Origin of the sequence: Streptomyces sp. NBC_01341 (assembly GCF_035946055.1) — a bacterium.
In the GTDB taxonomy this organism is placed as follows: domain Bacteria; phylum Actinomycetota; class Actinomycetes; order Streptomycetales; family Streptomycetaceae; genus Streptomyces.
Window position 1 is genome coordinate 3915127 of sequence record NZ_CP108364.1, and the last position, 14074, is coordinate 3929200.

The window sequence follows — 14074 nt, forward strand, 5'->3', positions numbered from 1 at the left end:
GTCGTCGCGGCCGCGAGGTAATTCCGGGTGTTGCGCACATCTTGCACACCGGTTATCTGCAGTCATATGGAGTGCCGATTCCAGCTGGTTCATCCTGCGGGCGCACTTCGTTATTCGATATTTCATCGGCTCGTTCTTGCGATTCTTGGCGCCGTACATGGCTGCAGCCGCCCGGAAAGAATCCCTCGATACGTGCCATTCGAGGGAAAGGTTCTGCATTGAACCGCGATCGCACATCTCGCACAGACGACCGATTCTCGCGGACACGCTCCGGCGGGTCCTCGGGCGGCAGCCGTACCGCGAACGGATTCCGCTCGGCGGGTTCCGGCAGGCAGGGCGCCCCCGGCGGCTACCAGGGCCGCTCCGGCGCGCCGAAGCGTTCCGGTGGCTACGGCCGCCGCTCCTCCGCCGTCACGGGTGAATTCGCCCTGCCGGTGACCATCACCCCCGCACTGCCGGCTGCCGAGACCTTCGGGGACCTCGACATGCCGGAGCCCCTGCTGGCGGCACTGGCCGCCGAGGGCGTGTCCGTGCCGTTCCCCATCCAGGGCGCCACCCTGCCGAACTCGCTCGCCGGCCGGGACGTCCTGGGCCGTGGACGTACGGGGTCGGGCAAGACGCTCGCCTTCGGTCTGGCCCTGCTCGCCCGGACCGCCGGCAACCGCGCCGACGCCCGCCGGCCGCTGGCCCTGGTGCTCGTCCCGACCCGTGAGCTGGCCCAGCAGGTCACCGACGCCCTGACGCCGTACGCCCGGTCCCTCAAGCTCCGGCTGGCGACGGTCGTCGGCGGCATGTCGATCGGCCGCCAGGCCAGCGCGCTGCGCGGCGGCGCCGAAGTCGTGGTCGCCACCCCGGGCCGGCTGAAGGACCTCATCGAGCGCGGCGACTGCAAGCTCGACCGGGTCGCGATCACCGTCCTCGACGAGGCCGACCAGATGGCCGACATGGGCTTCATGCCCCAGGTCACCGAGCTGCTCGACCAGGTCGGCCCTGACGGCCAGCGCATGCTGTTCTCGGCCACCCTCGACCGCAACGTCGACCTGCTGGTCCGCCGCTACCTGCACGACCCGGTCGTCCACTCCGTGGACCCGGCGGCCGGTGCGGTGACGACGATGGAGCACCACGTGCTCTACGTCCAGGGCGCGGACAAGTACGCGACGACGACCGAGATCGCCGCCCGCGAGGGCCGGGTGATCATGTTCCTCGACACCAAGCACGCCGTGGACAAGCTCACCGACCACCTGCTGAACAGCGGTGTGCGTGCCGCCGCGCTGCACGGCGGCAAGTCTCAGCCGCAGCGCACCCGCACCCTGGACCGGTTCAAGACCGGTCACGTCACCGTGCTGGTCGCCACGAACGTCGCGGCCCGCGGCATCCACGTCGACAACCTGGACCTCGTGGTCAACGTCGACCCGCCGAGTGACCACAAGGACTACCTGCACCGCGGCGGCCGTACCGCGCGCGCCGGGGAGTCGGGCAGCGTCGTCACGCTGGTGCTGCCCAACCAGCGCCGTGAGATGACCCGCCTGATGGCCGACGCCGGCATCACCCCGCAGATCGCCCAGGTCCGCTCGGGCGAGGCCGAGCTCAGCCGCATCACCGGAGCCCAGGCGCCCTCGGGCGTCCCCGTCGTGATCACCTCGCCGGTGACGGAGCGCAAGGGCGGCGGTTCCGGTCCCCGGAGCCGGCGCGGCGCGCGCCCCGGACAGGGCCGCCGTTCCAACGCCAACACGGCTACGCCGCAGGCGCGTGCCGCGGCGGCACAGCGCCGGTCCAACAAGGCCGCGTAGTCACGGACGGCCGCCCGGCCGACCCGTTCCGGCATTCTCCCCGACCTTGTTGAGGCACCATGCGCTGTGTCATCGCCCGCTTCCCCTTCGATCTGTTCAAGCACGAGGTCGAGGCCTCGATGAAGGGCGTCAAGCCCGAGCCCGTCACCGGTGACGCGGTGGTCATCGCCCGTCGCGTCTACCCGGTCAAGCAGGTGGGCGAGATCATCACGCGGCAGGACCGCCGCGACTTCAGCGCGGCGGAGGTGACCAGGGCGCTGTCGCGCCTCGGCTTCACCTGCCGCCCCGCTGAGGTGCCCGCACCCGCGGTGCCCCTCACGCCGCTGGAGAACGCGTCGGCCCTGCTCGGCAACCCCGGCGACGTCTGAGCCCGGCCGAACCGGCCCGTCCGCACCCCCGCGCCCTCCCCGGGCCGGGGGTGCGGTGCGTTCCGGAGACCGTCCTGCCGGCCGGGGCGGGAACGTTTGTCACAGTCCCGGCCGCCACGGCCCACGGCGACGAGACCCACGGCCACTCGCGCAGCGGGTCCGCGGGTGGCACTGATCGCCTCGGGGCGTCCGGGCCGACGACCGCCGGCGGGCGACCTGGGGGTACGCCACGGCCCTCGGCCGGACGCACGTGACGGGCTGAGGGTCCTCCGGGGACCCCGGCGCGGCTCCCGGAGACCGGGCGGGGTCTTTTCAGGGCGTCAGGATCAGCTTGCCCGTCGTCCTGCGGGCCAGCAGGTCCTCGTGGGCGCGCCGGGCCTCGGCGAGCGGGTAGCTGCCACCGGTCACGGGCCTCAGCCGGCCCGCGGCGGCCAGGGCGAAGAGCTCTTCGAGCGGCCCGGTGACCATCCCCGGAAGCATCAGCGTCGGACGCAGCCAGAAGCCGACGACGGAGGCGTTGAGGCGGCCGAGCAGGGCCGGGTCGACCGGGGTGAAGCCCGTACGGGCAGCGCTGCCGTACGTCACCAGGCGGCCGAAGGACGCGAGGGAGCCCAGGGCGCGGTCGAAGAGCTCCCCGCCGACCGCGTCCAGGATGATGTCCGCCTTCTCCGCGAGCGGGTAGCCGGTCACCGCGTCGGCGCCCAGTCCCAGCACGAGGCGTTCCTTGGCCGGGGCGGAGACCTGGGCGAGTACCCGGCCCGCCCCGAACTCCCTGGCCAGCTGGACGGCCAGGCTGCCGACCCCGCCGGCCGCGGAGTGCACCACGACGCTCTCGCCGGGGCGGATCCGTGCGGCGGACCTGAGCAGGTGCCAGGCGGTGAGTCCCTGGACCATGAGGGCGAGTGCGGCGGCGGCGTCGAGGTCCTCGGGGATGTCCAGCAGCCCGGACTCCTCGGCGGTCACCTGCTCCGCGTATCCGCGCGACACGCGGGCCAGCACCCGCCGTCCGTCCGGTGTGCGGCCCACGACCTCGCTGCCGGGCACGAACGGCAGCGCGCTCGCGTCGAGGTAGGAGCCGTCCGCCTGGTGGGTGTCCGCGAAGTTGACGCCGGCTGCCTCGACGGTGAGGAGTACCTCGCCGGGGCCCGGGACCGGCGAGGCCAGTTCCACGGGGCTGAGCACGTCGGGGCCGCCGAAGCGGTCGAACTGGATAGCGAGCATGCCGCACGCTATCGCGGGTGCCGGTCAGCGGTGGCGGGTTGCCCGTGACCGGTGGCGGAGTGCCGTCCGGCGGGACGCAGAAAACGGGACAAGCGGTTTGTTTATGGTTGAAATGCCGCCAGGTTCCGACCGTACGGCACGAGGGCCGCAGGGGGCCGGCACATGCCTCACAGGGATGCCGCACGCGCCGGACCGGCGATGCGCGGCCGGTCCGCGCCGACGGCGGGGCGGGACGGCGCAGGGCATGGCCGCGACCCCGCCGGCCTGCCAGACTGCGCGCATGAGCGATCTACTCAACGGCAGAGTCGTCCTGATCACCGGGGCGAGCAGCGGTATCGGAGCGGCGGCGGCACGCGTGTTCTCCCAGGAAGGTGCGACGGTTGTCCTGGCCGCGCGCCGGGAGGACCGACTGGCCGCGATAGTCGACGAACTGAAGGACAAGGGTGCACAAGCCTCCTACGTGGTCTGTGATGTCACGGTCGCCGAGGACGCGGCCAGGGCCGTCGGCTTCGCGGTCGACACGTACGGGCGCCTGGACTCGGCCTTCAACAACGCCGGCCTCGGCGGTGACCGAACCCCCCTGCACCTCATGGGCGATGACGTCTACGACGCGGTGATGGACGTGAACGTCCGCGGCGTCTGGAACAGCCTGCGCGCCGAGATAGCGGCCATGCTGCCGAACGCGGGCGGCTGTTCCATCGTGAACAACAGCAGCGTCGGCGGCCTGGTGGCCATCCCCGCCGCCGCCCCCTACATAGCCGCCAAGCACGCGGTCGTCGGACTGACCCGGGCCGCGGCGGACGAGTACGCACAACAGGGCATCAGGGTCAACGCCGTTGCGCCCGGCACCACCCGCAGCGAGATCACCGCCGACTGGTTCGGGCGCAACCCCGGCCTGGAGGAGATGGTCAACAGCCGTACGCCGCAGGGGCGTACGGCCGAGCCCGAGGAGATCGCCAACGCCGTGGCGTGGATGCTCAGCGACCGGTGCCCCTTCCTCACGGGCACGGTCATGCCGGTGGACGGCGGCTTCATCAACCAGTGAGTCCCCGCCCGGCGGTTGTCAGCCGCAGGGACCGCTCAGCCGTCCCCGGAACACCGACTGCCCGGACTGGGTCGCGGTGACCAGGACCGAAATCTCTCCGGGGGCGGCCGAGGGGACCACCTCGGCGTCGACCCAGCAGGGGCGGTCGAACTCGGCGTACTGCTCGAACGCGCTGGTGACGGTGGTCGGTTCGAAGTGCCTCGGGTGGAGGGCGGCGTGCGCCGCCTGGCTCGCGGCCTCCATCAGGACGAGCCCCGGCACATGGTCGACCGGGTGGTCGTACAGCAGGACGTTGTCCGCGTCGTTGCGCAGCTGCCAACGATGGGAGCCGTCGCCCGGCGCAAGGACCACGTCGGCGCGGCCGGCCCGTCCGACGGTGCGGGGGTCGACCGGCGCGGGCAGCGTCCACTCGTTCCACCCGTCGGTGAGGTGGTGTCCGCGGAGCCTGCGGTAGGCGGCCGGGGATATCCATCCGAACTCGGATTCCGCCCGAGCCACCATCCTGTCGTCCTGGAGGAGGCGGACCTCCATGCCGAGTGAACTGACACTGCGCCCCCTCTTCCTGGGGTCGGTGACGGTTATCCCGACAGCGAGTGGAGAGGAGTCTCCGGGAGTGGTGCGGAAACCCGGGGCGACGGTGAAGTCGAAGTAATGCAGCAGTGTTTGGCAGGCGAGCGGCACCCCGTAGGACGCGTGCGCGACGACGAGACCGCTCTGGCGGATGGTCTGGGTGAGTACGCGAGGGTCGTAGGGACGTCCGTCCGGGGGCTCCGGCCATCTCGCGGTGAGCGAGAATTCGCCATCCTTCAGACGCTGCCAGCCGGTGAGAAAGACCCCGTCCTCACGGACGAGATGCACGTATTCCTTCGAAACCCCGTGCCAGGCCCCCGCTGCACCCTCCGGCGTATACGGGACAACAGGTATGTCCGGCACGGTTCCCCCCGTACATGGCGCAAAGTTGGCGTACCAGCGCTGATATGATACCGGTCCACCGGTACTTTTTGAACAGTCGTCAGGCAAGGTCAAGAGGAGCGCGAGTTGGCACGACAGCAACGGGCGATCCGCACGCGCAGAATCTTCCTCGAGGCGGCCGCCGAGGTCTTCGACGAGCACGGTTACGACGCTGCCACCATCGCCTCGATCCTCGATCGGGCCGGCCTCACGCGCGGCGCGCTCTACTTCCACTTCACATCGAAGGAGGAGCTCGCCCGGGGCGTTCTCGAGGAGGCCGTGACCGCCGACGGGGTCACCCCGCAGACGTTCAAGCTGCAGGAATGGGTGGACACGGCCCTTCTGCTGGCCTACCGGCTGCCCAGAGAACCCCTGCTCAGCGCCTCGATCCGGCTGTCGGTCGACCCCCGCGCACGTGGCCTCTTCGGTACCCGCTGGCCCGACTGGATCGCCCTGGGCACGGAGATACTCAGCGAGGCCAAGGAGCGGGGGGAGCTCCTCCCGCACGTGGACCCCGTCGCCACCTCCCGCCTCTTCGTCGGCGCGTGGACGGGCGTCCAGCTGGTGACCGAGTCGATGGCCGAGCCGCCGGACCTGGTCGCCGAGATCTCCGCACTGCTCGAGCTGATCCTTCCGAACAACGCCGTTCCGGGCGTACTGGCCAGGCTGGACACCTCCCCGCACCGCGCGGAACGCATCATCGAGGAGAGCCGGGCGGTCGCCGTCTCCTGACCGCCCCACGCGGCTGCGGCCCGGGCGGCGGCGCGTCACCCGATCGGGTGCGCGTTCCTGCGAAGTGGCTGGTCAGCCCGCATGGTGGCCCTATGTGGCTTCGCCGAACAGTCGTGGGCGCCATGGCCGTCCCGCTGGCCTTCCTGGTTCTCAGGGACGCGCCGGTGCGGCTCGTCGCGCCCGAGCGGACCACGGCGAAGCCGGCCGCCCCGGCGGGGGCCCCGCGGCCCGCGATCGTCACGAGGGCGCAGTGGCACGCGGACGAGGACCTGGTGAAGGAGCACGCGGTCTACACCGGCTCGGTGAAGGCGGTCTTCGTCCACCACACCGGGCACCCCAACGGCTACGACTGTGCCGACGCCCCCGCGATGCTGCGGGCGATGGAGGAGGCGCACGTCCGGGGCGAGGGCTGGGACGACATCGGCTACAACTTCGTCGTGGACCGCTGCGGGACGATCTACGAGGGCCGGGCCGGGGGTGTGGGGCGCTCCGTGCGCGGTGCCCACGCCACCGGATTCAACGCGCACAGTGTGGGCATCGCGGCCCTGGGCACCTTCGGCCCCGGCGTGCCGGTGCCGAAGGCCCTCATCGAGGGGATCGCGAAGGTCGGTGCGTGGAAGCTGAGCCGGAGCATCGATCCGCAGGGTCACGTGCGGATGGTCTCGACGAACGACGACAGCCTGTACGACCGCGGTGAGGAGGTCTACCTCCATGCCGTTTCGGGTCACCGGGACACCTATCGGACGGATTGCCCCGGTGAAGCGCTCTACGGTCAACTACCAGCTGTCCGTGCGGAGATGGCCCGGCTTCGGGAACCGAAGCCGGGGTCGTAGACCGGGCCCGCCGGTTACCGGGCGACGAACTGGGTGAGCACCGCCTGCACCTCGTAGATGTCGACGCCCTTGGTGAAGGTCTTCTGGATCGGGGTCGCGTTGCCCGAGAGCCAGATCGACAGCTCGGCGTCGAGCTCGAACGTCCCGGCCGTCTCCACCGAGAAGTGCGAGATGCTCCGGTACGGGATCGAGTGGTACTCCACCTTCTTGCCCGTTATCCCCTGCTTGTCGATGAGGACGAGCCTGCGGTCGGTGAACAGGATCGTGTCACGGATCAGCAGATACGCGGCGTGTACCTGCTCGTCCTGCCCCAGAAGCCGCGCGTAGTCGCTCTGTGCCGCCTCGATGTCGACGGTGTGAGCGTTGCCGAACAGTGCCATGGAAGGGCCTCCACCCGAGTGAAAGTTCCGACGCCGAACGCGTCGGAACCAGAGGAAAAGAATATCGGCGGCTTATCTGTTCGTGCCCTTGTACACGTTCCGGAGCACAGCGGAGGAATACCGTCATGCCGGCATCACCCCTCGCCAAGCGGCCCGTCGAATCGGTGCTCGCCCTTCTGCTGGTCCTCCTGAGCGTGCTGGGCCTGGCCGGCCGCAGCGCGGCGGACGCCCCCGCCAAGACCCCCGTCCAGGCGGCTCCGGCGCAAGCCGCCCCCGCCCGGGCCGTCATCGCGCCGACCGTCACGGCGGGTACGGACTGGGACCGCATCGCGAAGTGCGAGAGCAGCGGCCGCTGGAACACCAACACCGGCAACGGCTACCACGGCGGCCTGCAGTTCGCCCCCTCCACCTGGCGGGCCTACGGCGGCGGCCAGTACGCGCCGCGCGCCGACCTCGCCACCAAGTCCGAGCAGATCGCGGTCGGTGAGCGCGTCGCCCGCTCGCAGGGGATGGGCGCCTGGCCCACCTGCGGACGACTCGGCGCTAACGGCTCGTCGAGCTCCTCGTCGTCGGGCGGCTCCGACCGCGGTGACAGCGCACAGACCGCCCCGCAGCGTCAGTCGAGCGGCAGTTCGAGCAATTCCTCCGGCGGTTCCTCACACCACGGGAACAGCGGCGTGAGCGGCAGCGCCGCCGGCTCCTCGCACGCGGGCACGAACCACAGCTCCGCCGGCTCCCCGTCATCGGGAAGCGGCACCGCCGCGAAGTACCACTCCGAAGACCTCGCCGACTCCGAGTCCTACGTCGTCGAGCCCGGTGACTGCCTCTCCTCGATCGCCGAGCGCGCGGACGTGTCCGGTGGCTGGCACGCGCTGTACGAGATGAACCGCGACGTCCTGGACCAGGGCCCGCACCTGATCTTCCCCGGTCAGCATCTGCGCCTGAACGCCTGACCCGTCGCACTCACGGTGCTCCGCCTCCCGGCCGCGACGACGGCGTCGTCACGGTGGTCCTCCGCCAACCGAGGTGCAGGTATCCACACGATGAACAGCTCACCGCACACGGCACTTCCCGGACTCCGCCCGCCGAACCGCCCCGTACTCACGGCGCCATCCGGCAGGTCCGCCGGCCGGTCCGCCAGGCCGACTCAGCGACCCACCGCGTGCGAGCCCCGCGCACTCCCCGACGTCTCCCCCGGCCCGGCCTCCGCCGTGTGTCTGTGGCAGTCGGCGTTGTGGCACGGTCCCGGACCCCAGCGGGGAACGAAGATCCCGAGGGTCTTGCGCCGCTCGATCACGGTCTCGACGGGCTGCTTGCAGGCCGGACACGCGTACTCCGCCTGCCGACCGGTCTGACGCTCGGTTCTGGCCATATATGTACGGTAATCCCGATGCGTACAAATCGAAACTTTTGCGACTTTTTACCCGGTGGTGCCAGAGGCGCCCGGGTGAAACCTGGCGCTGTCCCACGAGAGCGAAGCCTCGACGAAAGGGCACCGGTCATGGCACGTGCTCCGTCACCGGCCGCCGTCCTGCTCTCCGTCCACGCCGTGGTACCCGGCACGGACGGCATGGTCTTCGACGCCGTGGGGGCGGACCGGACGGACACCGGGACGGGTGACCTCGTGACCGCGGGGGAGGGCTGATGGCGCGGGGCTGGATGTGGGAGTACGAGGGCTACGACCCGGAGAAGGAGCGTCTGCGCGAGGCCCTGTGCACCCTGGGCAACGGCTACTTCGCCACCCGGGGGGCCGCGCCGGAGACCCCGGCCGCCCGGTCGCACTACCCGGGTACGTACGTCGCGGGCTGCTACAACCGGCTGACCTCGTCCGTCCAGGGCCGGCAGGTCGAGAACGAGGACATGGTCAACCTCCCCAACTGGCTGCCGCTGCGCTACCGCATCCACCCGGAGGGGGCCCGGCCGGGCCCCTGGCTGACCCCGGACCACGTGTACCTGGCGGAGCACCGCCAGGCGCTCGACCTGCGTGGCGGGATGCTGACCCGCAGGTCCGTCTACGAGGACACCCGGGGCCGTCGGCTGACGGTGACGCAGGAGCGTCTGGTGCACATGGGCGACCCCCATCTCGCCGCGCTGCACACGGTGTTCGCGGCCGAGGGCTGGTCGGGCGAGCTGGAGGTGGAGGCGGGGATCGACGGCGACATCCGCAACAGCGGCGTCGCCCGCTACCGGCAACTGGCCGACCGCCACCTCACGGGCTGGGAGACGGGCACCGAGCCGGACTCCATGGTGTGGCTGCGCTGCCGGACCGTGGAGTCGGACATCGGCATCGCGCTCGCCGCCCGCACCGTGGCCTCCTGCGGCCCCGAACGTAACGGTGACCACCGGGCGGAGCCGCTGCAGCAGCCACGCGCCGTCCACCAGACGCTGCTGCTTCCCCTGACCCCGGAAGCGGACGCGGTCGTCGACAAGACGGTGGCCCTGTACACCTCCCGCGACCCCGCGATCGGCAGCCCGCTGCGCGCCGCGGTGACCGCGGTGGGTGACGCGCCGGCGTACGAGGGGCTGCTGGCCTCCCACCGGCGGGCCTGGGCGGACCTGTGGCAGCAGGTCAAGCTCGAAGTACGGGGAGAACCGGGGCGGATCCTGCGGCTGCACCTCTTCCATGTGCTGCAGACCCTCTCGCCGCACACCGCGGAGCTCGATGTCGGGGTGCCGGCGCGCGGGCTGCACGGGGAGGCCTACCGGGGACACGTCTTCTGGGACGAGCTCTTCGTCCTGCCGTTCCTGAACCTGCATCTGCCGGAGGTCTCGCGGGGTCTCCTCGACTACCGGCACCGGAGGCTCCCCGCGGCGTGCGCGGCGGCCGGCGCGGCCGGCAGGAGAGGGGCGATGTTTCCGTGGCAGAGCGCCGACGAGGGGCGTGAGGAGACCCAGGAGGTGCATCTCAACCCCCGCTCCGGGCGCTGGCTGGAGGACCGTTCGCGTCTGCAGCACCACGTCGGCTCGGCCGTCGCGTACAACGTGTGGCAGTACTGCCAGGCGACCGGCGACACGGACTACCTCTACTCCAAGGGCGCCGAGCTGATACTGCAGATCGCCCGCTTCTGGGCGGACAGCGCCGACTGGGACGACTCTCTCGGCCGGTACCGCATCCGGGGTGTCGTCGGGCCCGACGAGTACCACGACGCCTACCCGGACGCCGAGTCCGCGGGCCTGGACGACAACACGTACACGAACGTGACGGCGTCCTGGGTGCTGGCGCGGGCCGGGGAGATCTTCCACGAGCTGCCCGCGACCAGTCGCGGACAGCTCCTCGACGTCATCCGGCTCGACCCCGACGAGCTGGACCGCTGGGAGGACGTGTCCCGCAGGCTCCATGTGCCCCACCACGACGGTGTCATCAGCCAGTTCGCCGGGTACGGAAACCTGGCCGAGCTGGACTGGCAGGGCTACCGGCAGCGCTACGGGGACATCCGCCGGCTCGACCGCATCCTGGAGGCGGAGGGTGACACCGTCAACCGCTACCAGGCGTCCAAGCAGGCGGATGTGCTGATGCTCGGCTACCTCTTCTCACCCAGGGAACTGACCTCTCTGTTCCGGCGGCTCGGCCACGAACTCGACGACGCGACCTGGCTGAAGACCGTCGACTACTACGCGGGGCGCACGAGCCACGGATCCACCCTCAGCTCCCTCGTCCACGCCTGGGTGCTGGCTCGGGTCAACCACGACGAGGCGTGGCGCTACTGCGAGGAGGCGCTGATCGGCGACGTGGCGGACATCCAGGGCGGTACGACCGAGGAGGGCATCCACCTCGGGGCGATGGCCGGCACGCTCGACTTCGTCCAGCGGGGGATGACGGGCCTGGAGACCAGGGACGACGCCCTGTGGCTGGCGCCGGCCACACTGCCCCAGCTCTCGAAGTTCCGGATGCGGCTCCGGTTCCGCCGGCACTGGGACGTCGACCTGCGCCTGCGGGCCGAGCGGCTGCGGATCGCCGTACCCGACTCGGAACGGCCTGGGGTGCGGGTGAGGCTGGACGGCAGCGCCTACGTCATCGATCCGGGCACCTCACGCTGGCTGGAACTGCCCGCCGATCTGCCCGGCGGTTCATGACGGCCGGGAGGACACCAGGACGCCGACCTTGTCGATGCGGTGCTCCGGATTGTGCTGGGCGTCGCGCCAGTAGTTGCCCGCCGCGTCGTCCTCCGGAGTCGCGCAGGTCGAGAGGGTGATCATCGCCCGCGTCGGCTTCTCGCCCGGCTTCCCCGGCACCTCGGCGCGCTGTTCGGCGAGCGAGTGCGCGGAGCGGAAGGACGTGAGCCGGCTCCCGGTGATCCGGTACTCGTACACCGTGCCGCCCTCCTCGACCAGGACCTTGTCGCCCTTGTCCAGGTCCGGCAGGTCGTGGAGCGGGCCTCCGGCGGAGAGCCGGTGGGCCGTCACGAGGTAGTTCCCGACCTCGCCCGGCCCGACGCCGCCGTCCACGCCGTACGGACTGGCGGCCACACCCCGGTCCTGGACGCGGGTTCCCGGCGCGTCGTCCGTCGTGCCCTCGTACGGGACCACACGCAGGTCCGTCACACCGATCGCCGGGATGGTGAGCTCGGCGGTCGCGGTCCGGGGATCGGTCCGGTCCTCCGGCGGCCCGGCGGTCGCGCCCGCTGCCGCCGAGGCCACCGGCCTGGCTTCGGGCTGCCCGCCCGCCGCTGCCACGCCGCCGGCGGCGAGAACGAGGACGGCGGCGCCGGCGACGGCCCGGGAGGCTCTGCGGATTCCGTGGGTTCGGTGCATGGCGGGTCCGGATCGGTAGCGGGTGTTCTGGAGGGTGCGGGCCGGTGGAGCGCCCGCCCCCTCCAGTACACCACCGGTCACCCGATCGCGTCGGGTGCGCCGAGCAGCGCACGCACCTCGTCGGCGCCCAGCTCGGTGAGTTCCTCGCCCACGAACAGCCACCGGGTGATCCCGGCGGACTCCAGGAACGCCAGGTCGTGCCCGGCGATCAGGAGTGCGCCCTCGTAGGCGTCGAGCGCGCCCGTCAGCTGCCGTACGCTCGCCAGGTCGAGGTTGTTGGTGGGTTCGTCCAGCATCAGCAGTTGCGGGGCCGGTGCGGCGAGCATCGTCGCGGCGAGCGCGGCACGGAACCGCTCGCCGCCGGAGAGGGTGCCCGCGGGCTGCTCGGCGCGCGCCCCCTTGAAGAGGAAGCGCGCGAGCTGCGAGCGGATCTCGTTGTCGGTGATCCCCGGCGCCATGCGGGCCACGTTCGCGGCGACCCCGAGCGCGTCGTCCAGCACGTCCAGCCGCTGCGGCAGGAAGCGCAGCGGTACGAACGTCCTGGCCTCGCCGGCGAGCGGCGCCAGCTCCCCGGCGAGGGTACGCAGCAAGGTCGTCTTGCCCGCGCCGTTGCGCCCGATGAGCGCGATGCGCTCCGGCCCCCGGACCTCGAAACCGCCGTCGCGCAGGCTGCCGAAGCGGGGGCGCAGCCCCCGCACGCTCAGGACCGTGCGACCGGAGGGCACGGCGGTGCGGGGGAGCCGCACCCTGATCTCGTCGTCGTCGCGGATCGCCTCGGACGCGGTGTCGAGCCGGCCCCTCGCCTCCTGGAGCCGGTCCTCGTGCAGGCCGCGGAGCTTGCCCGCCGCCTCCTGGGAGGACCGTTTGTGCCCGCCCGCGACGATCTTCGGCGCACGCCGCTGTGCGTCCATCTTCTTGTTGTGCCGCTGACGCCGGGCGATCTTGGTCTGTGCCTCCTCCAGCTCGCGCTTCTGACGGCGTACGTCGGACTCCGCGGCGCGCACCATGCGCCCGGCCGCCTCCTGCTGCGTGGCCAGCGCCTCCTCGTAGGCGGACCAGCCGCCGCCGTACCAGGTCACCGAACCGGCGCGCAGGTCGGCGATGCGGTCGACGCGTTCCAGCAGGTCACGGTCGTGGCTGACCACCACGAGCACACCCGCTCGCCAGGACTCGACGGCCTCGTACAGTCGGCGGCGCGCGAACACGTCGAGGTTGTTGGTCGGCTCGTCGAGCAGCAGGACGTCGGGGCGCTCCAGCAGCAGCGCGGCCAGCCGGAGCAGCACCGTCTCACCGCCCGACAGCTGCCCGACGGTGCGGTCGAGACCGATGTCGCCGAGACCGAGCGACCCCAGGGTCGCCAGAGCGCGTTCCTCGACGTCCCAGTCGTCGCCGAGCGTCTCGAAGTGCCGGCCGGCGACGTCGCCGGCCTCGATCGCGCGCAGCGCCGCACGCCGCTGTGCGATGCCCAGGGCCGCTTCGACGCGCAGCTCCGTGTCGAGGGTCAGGTTCTGCGGCAGGTAGGCCAGGCGCCCGTTCACGGTCACGGACCCCGCGGCGGGGTGCAGCCGCCCTGCCAGCAGCCGCAGGAGGGTGGACTTGCCGGAGCCGTTGGCCCCGACGAGACCGGTGCGGCCCCGGCCGATGCCGAGGGAGAGCCCGTCGAAGACCTCGGTGCCGTCCGGCCACCGGAAGGACAGGGCGGAGGTGCTGAGGGACGCGGCGGGGGCGGTGGGCTGGGACATGTGATCCTCGCAGTCGCAAGCATGTGAACGGGGGATTCGTATGCGAGCAACACGCGGCGACCGGCCGGAAGAGGGGGCTGTGCGGTCCCTGGGACGTACCGGGACGGCTCATGCACCGAGGTCGCTCCACGCGGGGGTCACGGGCGGCAGAAAGCCGACGCAGGCGTGACGGGCTACGGCAGGGGCCGCACCGCGCGATGTTCGCGGACCTCAGATGCGCAACGTCCACCTCTATCGGAGACGACAGGACTCAAAAACTG

At 71.5% G+C, this 14074-nt stretch carries 13 protein-coding genes and 2 pseudogenes; 8 read left to right on the forward strand and 7 right to left on the reverse strand.

What is annotated here, in order from left to right:
* Nucleotides 1–218 precede the first annotated feature (218 nt).
* Nucleotides 219–1790, forward strand: a complete 1572-nt coding sequence (locus tag OG206_RS17305) for a DEAD/DEAH box helicase (protein ID WP_327117009.1) — start codon at nt 219–221, stop codon at nt 1788–1790.
* 59 nt (nt 1791–1849) lie between these two features.
* Nucleotides 1850–2158 (forward strand): SCO5918 family protein, encoded by a 309-nt coding sequence (locus OG206_RS17310; protein ID WP_327117011.1) that lies wholly within the window; start codon nt 1850–1852, stop codon nt 2156–2158.
* Nucleotides 2159–2470: 312 nt separating this feature from the next.
* Here the strand turns inward: OG206_RS17310 and OG206_RS17315 are convergent, their stop codons facing one another.
* Nucleotides 2471–3379, reverse strand: coding sequence for a quinone oxidoreductase family protein (locus tag OG206_RS17315; protein WP_327117013.1), 909 nt, complete (start codon nt 3377–3379; stop codon nt 2471–2473).
* Between the two features lie 280 nt (nt 3380–3659).
* Between OG206_RS17315 and OG206_RS17320 the strand changes: the two genes are divergently transcribed.
* Nucleotides 3660–4424 carry an SDR family NAD(P)-dependent oxidoreductase gene (locus OG206_RS17320; protein ID WP_327117015.1) on the forward strand — a complete coding sequence of 255 codons (765 nt, stop codon included), beginning with the start codon at nt 3660–3662 and terminating at the stop codon, nt 4422–4424.
* 18 nt (nt 4425–4442) lie between these two features.
* Here OG206_RS17320 and OG206_RS17325 read toward each other — a convergent pair whose 3' ends face one another.
* Complete coding sequence (locus OG206_RS17325; RefSeq protein ID WP_327117017.1) at nt 4443–5357, reverse strand: ScbA/BarX family gamma-butyrolactone biosynthesis protein; 915 nt, start codon at nt 5355–5357, stop codon at nt 4443–4445.
* 105 nt (nt 5358–5462) lie between these two features.
* On the opposite strand from OG206_RS17325, the gene OG206_RS17330 reads away from it, so the two are divergent.
* Both OG206_RS17330 and OG206_RS17335 read left to right on the forward strand, forming a co-directional pair.
* Nucleotides 5463–6107: a ScbR family autoregulator-binding transcription factor gene (locus OG206_RS17330; RefSeq protein WP_327117019.1), complete on the forward strand. Its 645-nt coding sequence runs from the start codon at nt 5463–5465 to the stop codon at nt 6105–6107.
* Nucleotides 6108–6199: 92 nt separating this feature from the next.
* Nucleotides 6200–6940, forward strand: coding sequence for a peptidoglycan recognition protein family protein (locus OG206_RS17335; protein ID WP_327117021.1), 741 nt, complete (start codon nt 6200–6202; stop codon nt 6938–6940).
* Between the two features lie 14 nt (nt 6941–6954).
* Here OG206_RS17335 and OG206_RS17340 read toward each other — a convergent pair whose 3' ends face one another.
* Nucleotides 6955–7320 carry a PH domain-containing protein gene (locus tag OG206_RS17340; RefSeq protein ID WP_327117023.1) on the reverse strand — a complete coding sequence of 122 codons (366 nt, stop codon included), beginning with the start codon at nt 7318–7320 and terminating at the stop codon, nt 6955–6957.
* A 125-nt stretch (nt 7321–7445) separates the two neighbouring features.
* Between OG206_RS17340 and OG206_RS17345 the strand changes: the two genes are divergently transcribed.
* On the forward strand, nt 7446–8273 hold the full coding sequence (locus OG206_RS17345) for a transglycosylase family protein (RefSeq protein WP_327117025.1): 828 nt from the start codon (nt 7446–7448) through the stop codon (nt 8271–8273).
* A gap of 194 nt (nt 8274–8467) precedes the next feature.
* Here OG206_RS17345 and OG206_RS17350 read toward each other — a convergent pair whose 3' ends face one another.
* A complete protein-coding gene (locus OG206_RS17350) occupies nt 8468–8692 on the reverse strand; it encodes a hypothetical protein (protein ID WP_327117027.1) in 225 nt (74 codons plus the stop codon).
* A 129-nt stretch (nt 8693–8821) separates the two neighbouring features.
* On the opposite strand from OG206_RS17350, the gene OG206_RS17355 reads away from it, so the two are divergent.
* Both OG206_RS17355 and OG206_RS17360 read left to right on the forward strand, forming a co-directional pair.
* On the forward strand, nt 8822–8965 hold the full coding sequence (locus OG206_RS17355; protein ID WP_327117029.1) for a hypothetical protein: 144 nt from the start codon (nt 8822–8824) through the stop codon (nt 8963–8965).
* Complete coding sequence (locus tag OG206_RS17360) at nt 8965–11394, forward strand: glycoside hydrolase family 65 protein (RefSeq protein WP_327117031.1); 2430 nt, start codon at nt 8965–8967, stop codon at nt 11392–11394. Before OG206_RS17355 ends, OG206_RS17360 begins: the two co-directional genes overlap by 1 nt.
* Here the strand turns inward: OG206_RS17360 and OG206_RS17365 are convergent.
* The 3 genes and pseudogenes from OG206_RS17365 to OG206_RS32620 form a co-directional block, all read right to left on the reverse strand.
* The gene (locus OG206_RS17365; protein ID WP_327117033.1) at nt 11389–12072 is read right to left on the reverse strand and encodes a class E sortase; all 684 of its coding nucleotides are present in this window, start codon (nt 12070–12072) and stop codon (nt 11389–11391) included. The two genes, OG206_RS17360 and OG206_RS17365, sit on opposite strands and share 6 nt — an antisense overlap.
* Before the next feature lie 265 nt (nt 12073–12337).
* Nucleotides 12338–13079: pseudogene (locus tag OG206_RS32615) on the reverse strand (ATP-binding cassette domain-containing protein); the annotation flags it as partial.
* Nucleotides 13080–13214: 135 nt separating this feature from the next.
* Nucleotides 13215–13814, reverse strand: a pseudogene (locus tag OG206_RS32620) (ATP-binding cassette domain-containing protein); the annotation flags it as partial.
* Between the last annotated feature and the right edge of the window lie 260 nt (nt 13815–14074).